This window comes from Pseudoalteromonas sp. Angola-4 (assembly GCF_028599265.1).
GTDB classification, from domain to species: Bacteria; Pseudomonadota; Gammaproteobacteria; order Enterobacterales; family Alteromonadaceae; genus Pseudoalteromonas; species Pseudoalteromonas atlantica.
Window position 1 is genome coordinate 58,862 of sequence record NZ_JAQREK010000019.1, and the last position, 16,624, is coordinate 75,485.

General features: G+C 41.7%; 15 protein-coding genes. 11 read left to right on the forward strand and 4 right to left on the reverse strand.

Annotated features, from left to right (window positions below; translation table 11 throughout):
- Nucleotides 1-59: 59 nt before the first annotated feature.
- Nucleotides 60-2,195, reverse strand: coding sequence for a proteobacterial dedicated sortase system histidine kinase (gene pdsS, locus PSH48_RS17790; protein ID WP_273611993.1), 2,136 nt, complete (start codon nt 2,193-2,195; stop codon nt 60-62).
- On the reverse strand, nt 2,195-2,884 hold the full coding sequence (gene pdsR / locus PSH48_RS17795; RefSeq protein WP_004586111.1) for a proteobacterial dedicated sortase system response regulator: 690 nt from the start codon (nt 2,882-2,884) through the stop codon (nt 2,195-2,197). Before pdsR ends, pdsS begins: the two co-directional genes overlap by 1 nt.
- Nucleotides 2,885-3,083: 199 nt before the next feature.
- On the opposite strand from pdsR, the gene pdsO reads away from it, so the two are divergent.
- The 3 genes from pdsO to PSH48_RS17810 are packed head-to-tail and all read left to right on the forward strand — an operon-like array spanning nt 3,084 to nt 6,440.
- Nucleotides 3,084-3,815, forward strand: coding sequence for a sortase-associated OmpA-like protein PdsO (gene pdsO, locus PSH48_RS17800; protein WP_273611994.1), 732 nt, complete (start codon nt 3,084-3,086; stop codon nt 3,813-3,815).
- A gap of 46 nt (nt 3,816-3,861) precedes the next feature.
- Nucleotides 3,862-5,844 (forward strand): marine proteobacterial sortase target protein, encoded by a 1,983-nt coding sequence (locus tag PSH48_RS17805; RefSeq protein WP_273611995.1) that lies wholly within the window; start codon nt 3,862-3,864, stop codon nt 5,842-5,844.
- The gene (locus tag PSH48_RS17810; RefSeq protein ID WP_054982758.1) at nt 5,841-6,440 is read left to right on the forward strand and encodes a class GN sortase; all 600 of its coding nucleotides are present in this window, start codon (nt 5,841-5,843) and stop codon (nt 6,438-6,440) included. Before PSH48_RS17805 ends, PSH48_RS17810 begins: the two co-directional genes overlap by 4 nt.
- Here the strand turns inward: PSH48_RS17810 and PSH48_RS17815 are convergent.
- Nucleotides 6,329-7,294, reverse strand: a complete 966-nt coding sequence (locus PSH48_RS17815; RefSeq protein ID WP_054982757.1) for a DMT family transporter — start codon at nt 7,292-7,294, stop codon at nt 6,329-6,331. The two genes, PSH48_RS17810 and PSH48_RS17815, sit on opposite strands and share 112 nt — an antisense overlap.
- Before the next feature lie 116 nt (nt 7,295-7,410).
- Between PSH48_RS17815 and proB the strand changes: the two genes are divergently transcribed.
- From proB to PSH48_RS17840, 5 genes are all read left to right on the forward strand, one after another.
- Nucleotides 7,411-8,514: a glutamate 5-kinase gene (gene proB, locus PSH48_RS17820; RefSeq protein WP_024033166.1), complete on the forward strand. Its 1,104-nt coding sequence runs from the start codon at nt 7,411-7,413 to the stop codon at nt 8,512-8,514.
- Nucleotides 8,515-8,866: 352 nt separating this feature from the next.
- A complete protein-coding gene (locus PSH48_RS17825; protein ID WP_273611996.1) occupies nt 8,867-9,841 on the forward strand; it encodes a GGDEF domain-containing protein in 975 nt (324 codons plus the stop codon).
- Between the two features lie 55 nt (nt 9,842-9,896).
- A complete protein-coding gene (locus PSH48_RS17830; protein ID WP_004586118.1) occupies nt 9,897-10,256 on the forward strand; it encodes a glutaredoxin domain-containing protein in 360 nt (119 codons plus the stop codon).
- 45 nt (nt 10,257-10,301) lie between these two features.
- Nucleotides 10,302-11,786 (forward strand): glutamate--tRNA ligase, encoded by a 1,485-nt coding sequence (gene gltX, locus PSH48_RS17835; protein ID WP_273611997.1) that lies wholly within the window; start codon nt 10,302-10,304, stop codon nt 11,784-11,786.
- A gap of 161 nt (nt 11,787-11,947) precedes the next feature.
- The gene (locus tag PSH48_RS17840) at nt 11,948-12,247 is read left to right on the forward strand and encodes a hypothetical protein (RefSeq protein WP_024033163.1); all 300 of its coding nucleotides are present in this window, start codon (nt 11,948-11,950) and stop codon (nt 12,245-12,247) included.
- Between the two features lie 4 nt (nt 12,248-12,251).
- On the opposite strand, the gene PSH48_RS17845 is transcribed toward PSH48_RS17840, so the two are convergent.
- Nucleotides 12,252-12,644 carry a hypothetical protein gene (locus PSH48_RS17845; protein ID WP_273611998.1) on the reverse strand — a complete coding sequence of 131 codons (393 nt, stop codon included), beginning with the start codon at nt 12,642-12,644 and terminating at the stop codon, nt 12,252-12,254.
- Nucleotides 12,645-12,811: 167 nt separating this feature from the next.
- Here PSH48_RS17845 and PSH48_RS17850 point away from each other — a divergent pair, with 167 nt between their 5' ends.
- The 3 genes from PSH48_RS17850 to PSH48_RS17860 all read left to right on the forward strand — a co-directional run bounded on the left by PSH48_RS17850 (nt 12,812) and on the right by PSH48_RS17860 (nt 16,128).
- The gene (locus PSH48_RS17850) at nt 12,812-13,513 is read left to right on the forward strand and encodes a DUF3581 domain-containing protein (RefSeq protein WP_096739166.1); all 702 of its coding nucleotides are present in this window, start codon (nt 12,812-12,814) and stop codon (nt 13,511-13,513) included.
- Between the two features lie 325 nt (nt 13,514-13,838).
- On the forward strand, nt 13,839-15,089 hold the full coding sequence (locus tag PSH48_RS17855) for a DEAD/DEAH box helicase (protein ID WP_273611999.1): 1,251 nt from the start codon (nt 13,839-13,841) through the stop codon (nt 15,087-15,089).
- Nucleotides 15,090-15,144: 55 nt separating this feature from the next.
- Nucleotides 15,145-16,128 carry a sensor domain-containing diguanylate cyclase gene (locus tag PSH48_RS17860; protein ID WP_273612000.1) on the forward strand — a complete coding sequence of 328 codons (984 nt, stop codon included), beginning with the start codon at nt 15,145-15,147 and terminating at the stop codon, nt 16,126-16,128.
- Nucleotides 16,129-16,624: the final 496 nt, after the last annotated feature.

The window sequence follows — 16,624 nt, forward strand, 5'->3', positions numbered from 1 at the left end:
TTTGTAATCGATGTGCAAAAAATAAGGGCGGCTCAGCAGGGCGCCACTTTATGCACAGCCTAGCTTTGTAAAGGCAGGGTTACTTTAAACACCACGCCATTACCGCACTCGTTGTTTTGCGCAGTGACACTGCCTTTATGGTAATCACACACCAGCCTTACAATATAAAGCCCCAAGCCTAAGTGCGGTTGTTGCTGCATCTGCTGGCTGCGTACCGACACCATAGAATCAAAAATATGCTCAGTTAGCCCTTCAGGCAGGGCGGGGCCTGTATTACTCACTGTTAATATTGCTTTATTTTCGCTCTGCTTAAGACCTACATTAATAGCTGTATTTGCTTCACTAAATTCCAGCGCATTATTAATAAGCTTATCAAGTAGCTGAGCTATAAATTCGGGAGCACCTTGCATAGGTAAAGGGCTTTGGCATACATCAAGGTCAAATAACTGCTCAGGGTAAGTGAGCTGGTAGCCTTGCATACAGCCATTAATTACTTTTTGTAAATCAAACGGCTCGCTCTCGTTGCTTTGAATGCTTTGTTCAAGGCGCGTGGCTTCGCTCATGGTGGTTATTATTTTACCTAAGCGCTCAACCCCTTCACTAGCTCGCTCTAGGTATTTTTGGCTAAGCTCATTTTGCTCCAAGCTTTGTAGGTTTTCTAAAGAAGAGCGAACCACAGCCACCGGTGTACGTAGCTCATGAGATAACCGCGATGACATATTTTCTAAATAATTCGTGTACCCGCCTAAGCGGCCAACTATATTGGCAAAACTTCGTGAAAGGTCGCCTATTTCATCGTTTGAGTCGCTGTAATTAATACTGCCGGTAATACGCCCTTGGGCATCAATAGCTTGCTCTGCGGTGTCGCGCAGTCGCCTAATGCGGCTCGAAATACGCGAGGCAAAAAAGAACAACGTAACGGTGCCAATTAGCATCACCGCTAAAATAACGTTAAAAAGCTTTTCGAGCGATTTATTACGCAGGGTGCGTACACCGTTAGTGGTTTCCTCGGCGATTACTGCGCCAATCACTTTATCTTCTATCCAAATAGGGTAAGCCGCCGATAAAATAACGGCTTTACTGTCGGGCGTTAACCGCCAAGACGACGCTGGTTGCCCCTTCAGTGCCTTAGCTAAATGCGTGCCTTGCATTGAGGCAACATCGTGCAGGGTATCTAAAAATTCGTTTTCTGGGCGAGTTAAAATTTTATAATAAAGCGGGTGCAAATACGTTTGCTCAAAGCGTTGCCAGGCATTTTTAGGCGGCTGGTTTTTAAGGCCGTCGGCCCATACGCCATCGGCATTTTGAATTGTGCCCGACTGCGCTAATACACGATGATGATTATCAACCACCCAAATACGGCTACCACTGTGACCCATACCTTTTAAAATTCGGTTAATTTCTGGTGAGGGCACCAATACCGAGCCTAAATCGCTTGGGTTATTTAAATTAGAGGTCGACATTGTTTTAAAATCGAGCGGCGCTTTTTTTGTGTCAATATCGACCACGGCAAAGCCTAGCTTGTTACCAAGCATATTTATAGGAAAGCGCAGCTCTACGTTATATCCCGATTCAGTGCGTATAAAATAGCCCTGAATTTTTGTAAACGGTGTTTTGGTATTAGCATCAAACGCATTTACCCAGCCATCTTGGCGTGGGGCAATAATGTACGTATTAAAATCTCCGTAGGGGCTTTTTAGGCCAATTATTAAATGGTCGTTATTAGTAATGCTTAAACTATTTTTAGCACGATATACAAGGTGATCGTCAGTTACTTTAAACACGGCATATAAATAGTTATCAAACTTGCCAACCATATGATCAAACGATAAATCCTCAGCTTTATGCTCCTTGTCTGCTTTTTGTAAATAGCGTTTATCGTAATGCCAAAAGAGTGGTTGATAGCTTTGCCAGTCGCTCAGTTTGCCATCGAGTTGAATGGCATTTTTAAGATTGTACGCATATAAGTCGCGCCCTTTTACTACCTGGTCTAAAAAGTTGGTTTGCTCATCAAAAAGGGCTGGGCGCTCATGCAGGGCGGTAGCGAGCGCGCGAGTGGTGCCTACGAGGGTTTTTTCTTGGCCTTGGCGTAAAAACTTTTCCATTTCCCACACGTACTCGTAGCCAAGCCAAGGCAGTAAAAACAAAAAACACGACAGTAATATAAATTTACTGCGCAGGCCAAATCGTAACATTAGCGTTGTTCCCACCTGTAGCCCATGCCGTACACCGTATCTATGCAGTCAAAGTTGTTATCAAGGGCGATAAACTTTTTACGAATGCGTTTTACATGCGAGGTGATAGTGCTGTCGTCTACGTAAATTTTTGCATCGCTCATTAAATCGTTACGGCTTTTTACATGGCCTGGGCGCTGCGCAAGTGAGTGCAACATCCAAAATTCGGTCACGGTTAAATCAACCAATTGCTGCTGCCAAAATACTTGCATGCGCTGAGTGTCGAGCGTTAACTGGCCGCGTGTAATTAATGCATTGGCATCGGCGGGCTGCTCAAGCGCTTCCATGCGTCTAAATAGCGCGCCTATTCTGGCAGCCAAGTGGGCTAAACTAATATCTTTTGTTAGGTAGTCATCGGCGCCCATACGCAGGCCACACACAGTATCTATTTCGCTATCGCGGGCGGTTAAAAAAATAATAGGCAGTGTTTTAGAAAGCGTACGCAAGGTTTGGCAAAGCAAAAAACCGCCGTCTATTTCGTGACCTAAACCAATATCAACAATGGCTAAATCGGGTAGGGCGTCTTTAAATGCAATCTCTGCGCTGACGCGGTTAGCAAAACCACTTACCTGATAACCTTGGGCGCTAAGCATTTCAATATAGTTTTCGCGGATGGCGGTTTCATCTTCAATGATGGCTATTTTTTTCATTCTACTCACCCTTATTTATTTAAAACGCACTATATCGAAGTTTTTCAGTTATGTACGCTTAAAAAGGCAATTGCCATTTTTTTGCCACAATTGCTCAGCGGTTTGCCATTTTTGCTCCCCTTTGTTGCCACTTGCAGCTGTTTTAATACAACCATCAAAACAAAACATCACAAATTAAAACAAGTTTAAGGATTACATTATGAAGAAGACATTAATCGCATTAACGCTAGTAGCCACAGTGTGTACACCTGCATTTGCAGCAGCCGCTAACACCCCTTCTAAAGAAGCACATAAAGAAACTGCCATCGGCTTAGGTACTGGCGCCATTATTGGTGGTGTCGTTGGTGGGCCAATTGGTGCTTTTATTGGCGCATTTGCCGGGGGCTTAATTGGTGATTCAAAAGTAGCTGATGACAAAATTGCCCAGCAGCAGAGAGCAATAACAGTGATGCAGCAAAAAACCAGTGACTACCAACAGGTACTTAATCAAAACAATAGGCTAGAGCAGCAGTTAGATGTACTGACTAATCAAAATGAGCAGTTAACACAATCGCAAATAAATAACTTACTTGCCATGACGGTACAATTTAAAACCGGCTCAAGTGCTATTGCCCCGCACTTTGCTACGCAGTTAGACCAGCTTGTGGTGCTGTTAAAAAATCAGCCGCAACTAGCATTAGATTTAAGTGGCTTTGCCGATCAGCGCGGTGATGAGCAAGCGAACCTTTTATTGTCTAAAAAACGTGTAAACGCAGTGCAAAGTTACCTTATAAAGCACGGTGTTAGCCATACACGTTTAAGTGCGCACGCTTTTGGCGAGCATCAAACATTAGCGCGCAGCAATACCGTAGAAGATAACTTTTTTGATCGACGCGTAACGCTTACCACTCGCCCAATAAATCCAGCAAATGGCCAAACGGCAAGTAACTAAAGCCACTTTTATTTGAGTAAAGTTAAGCGTTCGATGGAGTGATTTTATGTTGAGTAACCCAACCAAAATGCTTACTAAAGTAAGCATTTTTATTTTCTTAGTGGCTGTGCTTCTACTTAGTTTTAATAGCCGTGCACAGTCGCCCAAGCTTGAACTTTTTGACAGCAGCGGTACACCTGTCGCGCCGGCAATTATATTAAAAAGCGATGCTAACATGACCCTAACCGGGCTGATAAATCACGTGGTCGTTAAGCAAACTTATCAAAACGATAATCCGTTTGCGGTAAATGCGCGTTATGTGTTTCCGTTACCTGATGAAAGCGCCGTACATGCGATGACGATGCACATAGGTGAGCGAGTCATAAAAGGCCAAATAGATAAAAAAGTAGAGGCCGAAAAAAAGTATCAGGCAGCTAAAAATGCTGGCAAGCAAGCCGCACTTGTACGCCAGCAGCGCGCTAATATGTTTATTACTAACGTGGCAAATATAGGCCCTGGCGAGCAAATTGTGATAGAGCTTGAATACCAAGAGATCATTGATTACAGCAATGGCACATTTGCTATTCGCTTCCCAAGTACCATTACGCCGCGCTATCACACAATAAGCGCAAATATTGAAGCTGAGCAAACTAGCCTAACCCATGCTCCTCAGGGGTGGTTAAGCCCTGTGTATAGCAAAACGCAGCACAGTGAGGCGCCAAACAGCCAATTTAGTTTAAATATTAATATAGATGTAGGCTTAGAGCTTGTAGATATAACGTCTAAATTTCATCGTGTAGAAGTACAAAACCCGGCCTTTGGGCAATATACGGTTGCTTTAAATGAGCAAGCGGGGGCCAATCGCGACTTTGTACTTGAGTTTAAACCGCTGCAAAAAGAAAGCGCACAAGCAGCATTTTTTACCCAGCAGTTTGAAAATGGCGACCGATACGGGCTTGCTATGCTAATGCCGCCAGCAGATCACTTTACACAAACGCAGCGCCTACCTCGCGAAATGGTGTTTGTTGTAGATACCTCAGGCTCTATGCACGGGCAATCTATGGAGCAAGCTAAAAAGGCCCTGTTTTATGCGCTGTCTTTGCTTGATAGCGACGACAGTTTTAACATTATTGGCTTTGATAACGTGGTTACCCCCATGAGCGATAAACCCCTTATTGCTAGTGACTTTAACTTACGCCGCGCTGAGCGCTTTATTTATAGCCTAGAGGCCGACGGTGGTACCGAAATACAAGGTGCGCTTGATGCGGTACTTGATGGCAGCAGCTTTGAAGGCTTTGTACGCCAAGTGGTGTTTTTAACGGATGGCAGTGTGAGTAACGAAGATGCCTTATTTAAAAATATTCAGCGTAAATTGGGTGATAGCCGCTTATTTACTGTAGGCATTGGCAGTGCACCCAATAGCTTTTTTATGCGCCGCGCAGCTGATATAGGTAAAGGGTCATTTACGTTTATTGGCAGCACAAATGAGGTGCAGCCTAAAATGCAGCAGTTATTTGATAAGCTTGCTCATCCCGCTATCACTAATTTAGCACTTCGCGATGAAAGCACTCACAGTTTAGATTTTTGGCCATCACCTTTGCCTGATTTATATTTTGGCGAGCCAATAATGGTGGCTATAAAACTAAATGATACGAATCAAATTACGCTTAGTGGGCAAACCGCTCAAGGCCCTTTAAATATAAAGCTAAGCGCACAAAATAGCGCCAGCGCAAAAGGGATTGATAAGCTGTGGGCGCGCCAAAAAATTAAATCGTTGCTTTTGTATAATGACCGTCAGTCAGTTAAAAATGAGGTGCAGGGGCTGGCGCTCACACATCAACTACTGAGTCCGTTTACTGCTTTTATAGCTATTGAACACACTCAAATAAACGAGCCTGCAAAGCAAACGGCACTGGCTAAGAACGCAGCGCCACAAGGACTGGCTATGCGTTTACCACAAACCGATGGGCAAAGCCGACTGTACATATTGCTGGGCTGCATTTTATTACTTGGCTATGGCGCGTTTAAAATAAACCGAGGGCTTAAATGAAAAAGTGGCTAAGTGCGGGCTTATTAATCGCCGGGCTGGGGCTGTTTTCTCATGGTGCTTATATGCAAGCCAAGGCATGGCTTGCCCAAGTATTAATAGAGCAGGCCTGGCAAGAGGCGCTTATTACGCCACACGCTCGCGTTAAACCGTGGTTTTACGCCGACAGCTTTGTAACCGCGCAGCTTAACTGGCCTGTGCATAATAAAGTGCTTAGCGTTTTAGCTGGGGCAAGTGGTCGTAATTTAGCATTTGCACCAAGCCACTTTTTGCCAGGGGCAAAGCTTGGAGATAAACATGGCGGTGCGTTAATAGCGGGTCACAACGATACCCACTTTGCATTTTTAAAACACACCAAAGTGGGTGAAACGTTTACGCTGCAGCTGCAAAGCGGCGTAATACAGCATTATAAAGTGAAGGGGATTGAGGTTATTCATCAATCCCAGCAGGCGTTTTTACAAACCCCAGGCCTTTATTTATTAACCTGTTACCCTTTTGACTCGCTGGCATCGGGTACTGATTTAAGATGGCTTGTATCGGCTGAGTTGATAGGGTCATCGCCAGCTTCATTAAGCGGTATATCTACCACCAGCTCTTGATGTCGTTGGCTTATCATCACCCCTGCAAAAACAACAAATATACTCACCCATTGCCAAAAATCGAGTACCTCACCCAAAATAATGGCCGATAAAATAAGTGTAAAAATAGGAATTAAATTTGAATAAGCCGCAGCCGTTAATACCGACACTTTGCCAATTGCATAGTTATACATACCATAGCCACCTAAGGTGACAAACGAGCCTAAATACAAAATGCTCATAAGGGCGGTTAGGTCATGCTGGTTTTCGCTGGGTAAGTCGATAAAAAACAAAAACGGTGCAAAAAACACACTGCCGCTTATGCCTTGTAAAGCAATTAGCGTTAACGGCGAGTAGCGATTGGCTAAGTGCTTAATGCTAATGGTGTAAAACGCCGCGCATACCATAGCCATAAGTTCTAAAAAGTTACCCAATAATGGATTAGGGGCCTGATCGGTATTTGGTGAAAGTAAAGTAAGTAAAATACTGCCGCCAATACACAGGGTAAACCCAATCACAATGGCTTTACTTATATACTCTTTAAGCATAAAAAACGCCATCAACGCCACAATAATAGGCAAACACGAAACAATAACTCCCGCCTGAGAGGCCGAGGTGTATTCCATTGCATGGCCTTCAAATAAAAAGTACAAGCATGGCTCTGCGAGCGACATACCTAATAAGTACTTCCAATCGCCTTTTAAATACTCAAACCTAATTACATAACGCCATAAACACAGCGATAAAACTAAGGTGGTTAGCATGCGTAAAAATATAACTAGTGCAGGGTCGTAAACGGCAATAGCATACTTAAGTGCAATAAAGGAGCTACCCCATAAAAAGGTGGCAATAATTAGGCATAAACTGGCTGGCATAAATGAAATTTTATCAAATTAAATTAACGCCGATCCTAGCATGAATAATTTTAACTTGTTCAAAAATACCGAGCTGGTATAAGTTTATTTATCTTTCATTTTAATAGTAAATAATAATGCGTAGGGAACAGGTAATTGTTGTTAAGCTTGGTACAAGTGTACTGACCGGCGGCACCGATAAGTTAGATAAAGCCCATATGGTTGAGCTGGTTCGCCAATGTAGCGAACTTAAAAAGCAAGGCCACCAAGTTATATTAGTATCAAGTGGCGCGGTTGCTGCGGGTCGCGAACAACTTATTAAACCCTGTGGCCGCGGCCTAATAGATAAACAAATGTTGGCAGCCGTAGGGCAAGGCCAGCTTATACATATTTGGCAAAGCTTATTTGCCTTGTATGGCATAAACGTAGGGCAAATGCTGCTTACCCGTGCAGACGTAGATGACCGCGAACGCTATTTAAATGCGCGCGACACCTTAAATGCGTTATTAAGCCACGATGTGGTGCCTATTATTAATGAAAACGACGCGGTAGCAACCGCCGAAATAAAAGTAGGCGATAACGATAATTTATCGGCGCTGGTGGCTATTTTAGCTAATGCCAATAAGCTATTACTGCTTACCGATCAAGAAGGTTTATTTACCAGCGATCCGCGCACAAATACCGACGCAAAACTGATTGACGAAGTCACTCATATAAACGATGAGTTACGCCAACTGGCTGGTGGTAGCGGTACAAGTTTAGGCACCGGCGGTATGGCCACAAAACTACAAGCCGCCGACGTAGCAAGGCGCGCAGGGGTAGAGGTTATTATTGCAAAAGGCGCTGGCAATAATGTTATTTTAAAATGCATGAGTGAGCAATTACCCGGTACGCGGTTTTTAAAACTTACTGCGCCAAAAGATGGCCGTAAAAAATGGCTAATGGCCGGGCCTAAAAGTACCGGCCAAATTATGATTGATAAAGGGGCTATTTCGGCGCTACAAAACAAAGGGGCAAGCCTGCTGGCAAAAGGCATAACCAATGCGTTTGGCCGTTTTGAGCGGGGCGACTTAATAGATTTAATAGACGCCAACAACCAAGTTATTGCACGAGGGTTAACACGTTTTAATCAAGTTGAAGTAAATAAAATTAAAGGTGCTCATTCAGAGCAAATAGGTGAGCTACTCGACTTTGATAGTGGCGCTGTGGTGCTACACAGAGACGACTTAGTTTTGCTTTAGTTTTATTTTGGTTTTGCTTTAGCTTTTTAAATAGCGCGTGTTGCGGCCGTATATTCGGTATTTAAGCAAGGCAGAGCCTATGTTGTGTTTAGAATAACTGGTTGTACAAAAACATAAATGCAAAGCATAGGCTGTTTTAGGTTCTGCTGTATGTAAGTTATTAAATAACAGCGCAGTAGTTATTGAGCTCACTAAGTTACAAAGCTCGCGCTATGATTTAATAACGCTTAGCTAAAACAAACTTTAATCCACATAGCTCAATGCGACCTAATTAAAAAGTATTGGTTAATTAATTAGCAAAGTTGATGATTTTGTCTAAACTGATTGAAGTTAAAACAGTTTAGGCAAACTAATGAAGGCAAACAATTGCGGGCACGAATGGATAATCAGTCTAACTCAGCAAGAAGAAGAAAGTGATTTAGATGCATCATTAGTGCAGATTATTGGCGACCTACTCGAAGTTGAAAATTTTGCTATTTATATTAATAAGCACTTTAGTGCGCAATTACCGCCTACGCTTATAAACACCCACACCCGCCTTGAAGTATTAGAGTCTAACGAAGCCTTAGCGCTGCTTAATAAAGTAACCCAAAACAAAATAAGAGTAAGCCGTGCCTTAGGTGTAGTAACTACGTATGTGCCGGTGTATTACTTTGGTAAAGTAATTGGCATATTACTAATAGAAACCACAAAAGAGTTAGCGCAAACCACCACAATGCTCGCCGTGCATATTTTAAATATTTATGCCAACCAGCTAGGGCTATTACATAAATCGCGGTTAGACCCTTTAACCGAGCTTTTAAATAGACAAACCTTTGATAAAAAAGTGATCGAAATTGTCTCAGGCAAAGGTTTTTTATTACCCCGTGATGATACCAACGAAAAGCGACGATGGTATTTAGCCATTGCAGATATCGATCACTTTAAACGCGTAAACGACAGCTACGGCCATGTAATAGGCGATGAAGTTATTTTACTTGTGGCGCGGTTGTTAAAAAATAACTTTAGGCTAGAAGACTACGTATTTAGGTATGGTGGCGAAGAGTTTGCGGTGTTATTTCAAACCAAAACCGAGGCACAAGCACATATAGCACTTAACCGTTTACGCTCAAATATTGCTGAGTATCCTTTTCCGCAAGTTGGGCAGCTTACAATAAGTATTGGCTTTTTAGAGCTGGCAAGTATTGATACTGTATCTAGTATCGTAAACCAAGCAGATATGGCGCTGTATCATTCTAAAAATAGCGGCCGTAATAAAGTGACTGCTTATAGCGAGCTTGATGTAAATGAAGAAGTGACCACCGATAATAGTATTGAGCTTTTTTGATTGTAAATTTGTGCTAAAATCTGGCTCCTTAAATTGTTGTAGGCAGGCACAAAACATGAAATTCGTTCGTTGGTTTTTAGGTTGTATAATTTTATTCTTTAATTTTGTATTTACTCCTCGCAGTAAAAAGCGTGCAAGCGATGTGCAAGCGCAGCTTGATCAGCAAACCTCACAATTTAAACTTTATCAATTTAAAGCATGCCCGTTTTGCGTAAAAGTACGCCGTGCAATTAAGCGCGAAGGCTTAAAAATAGAAACGCGTGATGCAAAAAATAATCAACAATTTCGTCAAGAGCTGTTAGAGCAAGGCGGCAAAATTAAAGTGCCATGCTTACGTATAGAAAAAAATGGCCAAGTAGAGTGGCTATACGAATCTAACGATATTATTGCTTACTTAAACAAAGTAGCGGCTTAAACGACCCCCTTAATTTTTATCTCACTTATTAAAAGAGACATTATCATGACAATCCGTACTCGTGTTGCCCCATCTCCAACAGGTGACCCGCATCTTGGCACCGCTTATATTGCTTTATTTAACTACTGTTTTGCTAAACAACAAGGTGGCGAGTTTGTGCTTCGTATTGAAGATACAGACCAAGTTCGTAGCACGCCAGAGTCAGAACAAGCGATTATGGATAGCTTACGTTGGTTAGGTCTTGAGTGGGATCATGGCCCTGACGTAGGTGGTGAATTTGGCCCTTACCGTCAATCAGAGCGTAGCGATTTATATAAAAAATACGCACACCAATTAGTTGAGCAAGGTAAAGCATTTTACTGTTTTGCAACTAGCGAAGAGCTTGACCAAATGCGTGAAGAGCAAATGGCAGAAGGTCTGCGCCCTAAATACGACGGCCGTGGCTTAAACCTCACCGAAGATGAAATTAAAGAAAACCTAGCTGCAGGCAAGCCTTACGTTATTCGTATGAAAATACCAAGCGAAGGCACTTTTAAATTTAACGACTACCTACGCGACGAAATTGAGATCCCGTGGGAAAACGTAGACATGCAAGTGCTATTAAAAGCCGATGGATTCCCTACGTACTTTTTAGCAAACGTAGTGGATGACCACCACATGCAAATAAGCCATATTTTCCGTGGCGAAGAGTGGATTAACTCAGCACCTAAACTATTAAAACTTTACGAAGATTTAGGTTGGGAAGCTCCAGTACTAGGCCACTTACCACTACTGCGTAATCCAGATAAATCAAAGCTTTCTAAGCGTAAAAACCCAACGTCTATTAATTACTATAAAGAAATGGGTTACCTACCAGAGGCCGTACTTAACTACTTAGGCCGTATGGGTTGGTCAATGCCAGATGAGCGTGAAAAGTTCACTCTTAACGAGATGATTGAACACTTCGACATGAAGCGTGTATCACTTGGTGGCCCAGTATTTGATGTTGATAAGCTAAGCTGGTTAAACGGCATGTGGATCCGCGAAAACCTAACAGACGAAGAGCTTGTACAGCGCTTTGTTGATTGGAAGTTTAATGGCGAAATGCTAGCTAAAGTATTACCAGAAGCTAAAACACGCATTAATACGCTTTCGGACATGGTTGATTTAGCAGGGCATTTTGTAGGCGGCATTCCAACTTACGACCCAGCACTGTTAACGGCGGGCAAAGCTGACGAAAACGTAATACGCCAAGCGCTACAGTTTTTTGTATGGCAGCTTGAAGGTTTACGTAGTTTTGATAAGCCAGCTATTTTTGCCATTGCAAAAGAAGTTGCTACATTCCACGAGCTTAAAATTAAAGACTTTTTAGAGCCAATATTTGTAGCAATCACGGGTAAAACGTCTTCAACGTCAGTACTTGATGCAATGGAAATTTTAGGCTCAGACTTATCACGTGCGCGTTTACGTGTAGCGCTTGCTCATTTAGGCATTTCTAAAAAGCAGGCTAAAAATATTGAGCGTGCGTACCGCACATACCCAAGTGCATAATCTTTAGTCGTACTTTATAAAAAGCCGAGCTTATTAATTAAGCTCGGCTTTTTTGTTTCAGGCCGTTTGGCTATATGTCATCGCGTTTTGATCTTGTTTAGCGCAAGCCGTGGCGCTTTAGCAAATGCTATAATGCTGCATGTAAATTAAAAGGAGGCAGCATGATTGCACCTGTAAAAAACAAAGCTTTATTTAGCAGTAATGCCTTTTCAATAAACCTAGTTACTTACCCTACACATCACAGTGTGATGAACCATATAGATCCAGTACAGCAAGGGCGCTACTACAAACTTAATTTTGTACTAGTAAAACCTAAAGCTGGTGGGGTTTTTAAATGCTCAAAATGCATTATTAATTGGTTTAACCGGGTGTATTTATTTAGACCCGACAAATACGAGCATAGCGTATCTAAAATTGAGTCGGGAAAGCGCGTACTACTTAGCTTTGCGCTTAATATATAATTTATTAATAGTCGTAGGCCTGTCCGCTGCATAAAACAGACAGGTCACAATACGATACAGAGATTTCGCTACAAGAATTTATAGTAAAGGCGTTACCGCCTCTGCGCATTGCATCTGCTTTAAGTAAATCTATAGCATTTGATTTTAAGTGATTGTAGCTTATATTATTGTCGCCTCTACCGTCGCCATTGCAGCTTTCGCCTTCAATTCGGCCTAAAAGTGTGGCGCCACTTTCGTGTGCTTCTTGGTCGCTATAAAACTGTTGTAAATCTCGTTTTTTAACGTACGTACCAATTTCCTCAGATAAAACATCGTTATCTATATCGGTATGAAAAGTCACGCTAGAACATCCAGCCAAAGTAGTGAGTACGCTTATTACTGCAAAAACACGTAACATAATAATTAGTCCCTTATTTAGTTTGGTACCTAAATTACTAACTAAAACAGGTGTGTGCAACACTTACTCTTAAGTTAATTGTATGAATTTGTAAGTGATTCGACCTCTCTTTAAATTTTTTCTGGTAGTATGGGCAGGTTATAAGCAGTTTAAGCAGTGAACAATCTATGTTAAGTCCTTACTTTCAGCAGCATGCTGATTATGTTTCTATCTCTCGTGAGCAAGGGTGTCGTTTCGCAAAGTGCGTTGCCGATGATTACAACCCACTTCATGACAAAGATGCCAAAAAGTTTTGCGCGCCAGGAGACTTACTTTTTTCTTTAGTGTTAGACCGCTACGGTATAAGTGAGCGAATGGAATTTACCTTTGCCGGTATGGTTGATGAAAACACCAAACTTAACTTCCCAGAAGGGGATGATGAGTTTGATGTAACCAACGGCGACAAAGTAATTTTAAAGGTAAAACGCGAAGGTAAAACCAGCAAATGCCCAACACTTACTAATAGCTTAATAAAAAATTATGTTGAGTTTTCTGGTGCTGCATTTCCGCACGTAATTATTCCGCTAATGGGTAAGCAAAATGTAATGATTAACCCAGCGCGCCCTATGGTTATTTACGAGTCGATGATCATTAACCTTGATAACATTAATATTCAAACGCCAACGCTTGAGTTTGCTGAGCCAAGTTTTGAGTACACGGGTAAGCGCGGCAAAATTACCTTGCGCTTTAATTTACTAGAAAACGGCGAAAAAGTGGGTTTTGGTGAAAAGCACATGGTGGTGTCGGGTATTCGTGAATACTGCCAAGCAACGGTCGATGACTTAATCGCGTTTTATAATGAGCGAAAAGCCACCTTAAAACCGGTTTAAAACGTTATTAAATTATAATACCAATCCGCAATAATACTTAATCATTTTTAGAGGCTAAAAGTGTTGCTATCTGTGTTAAAAATTCTCATTTAGAACAACTAAATAGCGAATTTTTTGCCTAGCTATCAACACGTTTATCTGTCCTCAAAATAGATCACTTAATTAAGCGGATTGGTATAAAAAAGGCGCTAAATGCATTGTTATTTAGCGCCTTTTTTATTGATTAGCGAATGCAGCTAGGCTGAATACTTTTCTGAGCTGGTTAATTTACGCAGTACCGTAATATGCGTACAATAGCGCTCTTTGTTATTTTAAAGCTAAGCTTATGTCTGCTACATCGTTCTCATCTCTTAAACTCGATTCGTTATTACTAACCGCAATTGAGCAAAATAATTACACCACGCCTACCGCAATTCAGGTTAAAACTATTCCGCACATATTAGCGGGCAGCGATGTAATGGGCAGCGCGCAAACAGGCACAGGTAAAACAGCCGCCTTTGTATTACCACTACTACATAAGCTTTTAAATACACCAAAAAAAGATGAGCCAGGCATAGCCCGAGTGGTTATTTTAACGCCCACGCGTGAGCTTGCTCAGCAAGTGTTTGCAAGCTTTGAAAAATACGCCCAAGACACAAATATTCAAGGCGCTTTAGCGTATGGCGGTGCAAGTATTGGCCCGCAAGTTAAAGCGCTTAAAACGGCGCAAGTGATAGTCGCAACGCCTGGGCGTTTACTTGATCATATCGTTAAAGGCAGTGTGGTGCTTTCAAGTGTTGATTCGTTAGTATTTGATGAAGCCGACCGCATGCTGGATATGGGCTTTATTGATGAAATAAAACGTATTTTGCGCCACATTCCAGGCGATCGCCAAACCTTATTGTTCTCAGCCACATTCGATGACAGCGTGTTTGAGCTGAGTAAAAAACTACTTAAAAACCCCGAGCTGATTGAAGTTGATAAACGTAACTCAGCCGCCGTTGAAGTAGAGCAAGTTATTTACGCAGTTGATGAAGAGCGAAAGCGTGAGCTTGTATCGCACATGATTGGCATGAAAAACTGGCGCCAAGTACTTATATTTACACGTACCAAACAAATGGCCGATAAACTTGCCAAAGAAATGTGTAAAGACGGCTTAAAAACAGAGTCTATCCATGGCGATAAATCACAAGGTGCGCGCGACCGTGCATTACAAAACTTTAAAGAAGGCACAACGCGGGTTTTAGTTGCCACCGATGTAGCTGCCCGCGGTTTAGATATTCCGGCGCTTAAATATGTAATAAACTTTGAGCTACCTTACATAGCAGAAGATTACGTACACCGAATTGGCCGTACGGGGCGCGCTGGCGAGCAAGGCCTTGCCATGTCGCTGGTAAGTATTGACGAGCAGTGGTTACTGGAAGAAATTGAAGTACTACTGGATACCCGTTTAGCACCACAATGGCTAGAAGGTTACGAGCCAGATTTAAACAAGCCACCTAAAGATAACCGTAAAAACACCAACAAAGCGCGTAAAGATCGCGATAAAAAGCGCATTACCGGGCAAAGAGCACCAAGTAAACGCCGCAGAAAGTAGCCTTAGACATATTTATTTGGCTATACTAAGGCCACTAAATAGCTGAGGTATAGTTATGTTTGAAACAGATCAGTGGGCGTTTTCTGGTATCGATGGCCAAATATCATTACATAAATGGCAAAAAACCATTGATCTTATTACTGGGCTTTTTTCGGCCCCCTCTGGTTATATAGTTCAGGCTACTAGTAAAGGTTATCGTGTAGTTATTAGAGCTAATGAAGGTGGCTCACACTTTGAAACCAACCCTATACTCCCTCCCGAAACTCCCTTATTTTGTAAATATGTAGCCGAAAACAACAACACTTTGTATGTTAGCGATACCCGCAGCGATACGCAGTGGAATACCATGCCCGAGGTTATTGAAGATGGCGTTGAATCCTACCTAGGCTTGCCAATTCACTGGCCTGAAGGTGAAGTATTTGGCACCTTGTGTTTAAAAGATTCAAAAAAAACCAGCTACACCGATGAATATTTTGAGCTAATAGAGCAGCTTCGTGATTTAATTGAAGACGATTTAGCCCTTATTTATAGCTTTGAGCAAATGCGCGAAATAGCCATGCTTGACCCGCTTACCAATATTTATAATCGCCGTGCACTTAGCTTACTTGCCCAACACAAACTTAATTTAGCGCTGCGTTTAGGTTTTGATGTGTGTTGCTTGTTTATTGATATAAACGACTTTAAAAAACTAAACGACACTTATGGCCATGAAATAGGCGATCAAGCGTTAATCCTCTTAGCAAATACCTTAAAAACACATTTAAGAGAGGCTGATATAGTAGGGCGTTTAGGCGGCGATGAATTTGTAGCAGTAATGCAAATTAGTGATAGAAGTAAGCTTAGCCATATTATTGATAAAATAAAAATTGAGTATAAAAACGCACTATTAGAAAACAACGTGTGCGCGCTGACACTCAGCATAGGCGAAAGTTTTACTAATAAACAAAAGCAACCTTTTGATACGTTATTAAATTTGGCCGATCACCAAATGTATAAAAATAAACAAGCGTATAAGTTGAGTATTAAAAAGCAAATTTAAGTGATAAATTGTTTATTGTGCCTGACTCAAATTTGGAGTCACGGTTAAAGCTCTTTTGTTAAGTTACTTACTAATACCAGTATAATATTATAAAGTGATGCGCTTCTGAATGACATATAAAATTATGAAAGAACATGGAGTTAGTTCATCATTATACAAATATAAATTCATTAGAATGCATATTAAAAAACAAAACTTTACGATTGAACAGGCTTGATAAAGTCGATGATAAGCAGGAAGTTTCACTTATTTCTCAGAAACACTGGGCTCAGTATTTGTTTGTCAGTAGTTGGAGTGCTTTAGAAAATGAATCTGAAGCAATGTGGAATAAATATGCAGGTTATAATGGTTTAAGACTAAGTTTACCTAGGTAGTGTTTAGAAATCTGTGTCATTTCAGTATTATTAAGAAAACAGGAGTGACACATGACTCAATCTTTCGACTTCAACAAAGCATTAGCTGAACTGCAAGCTGGTAAAGGTCTTACTGGCGCAGA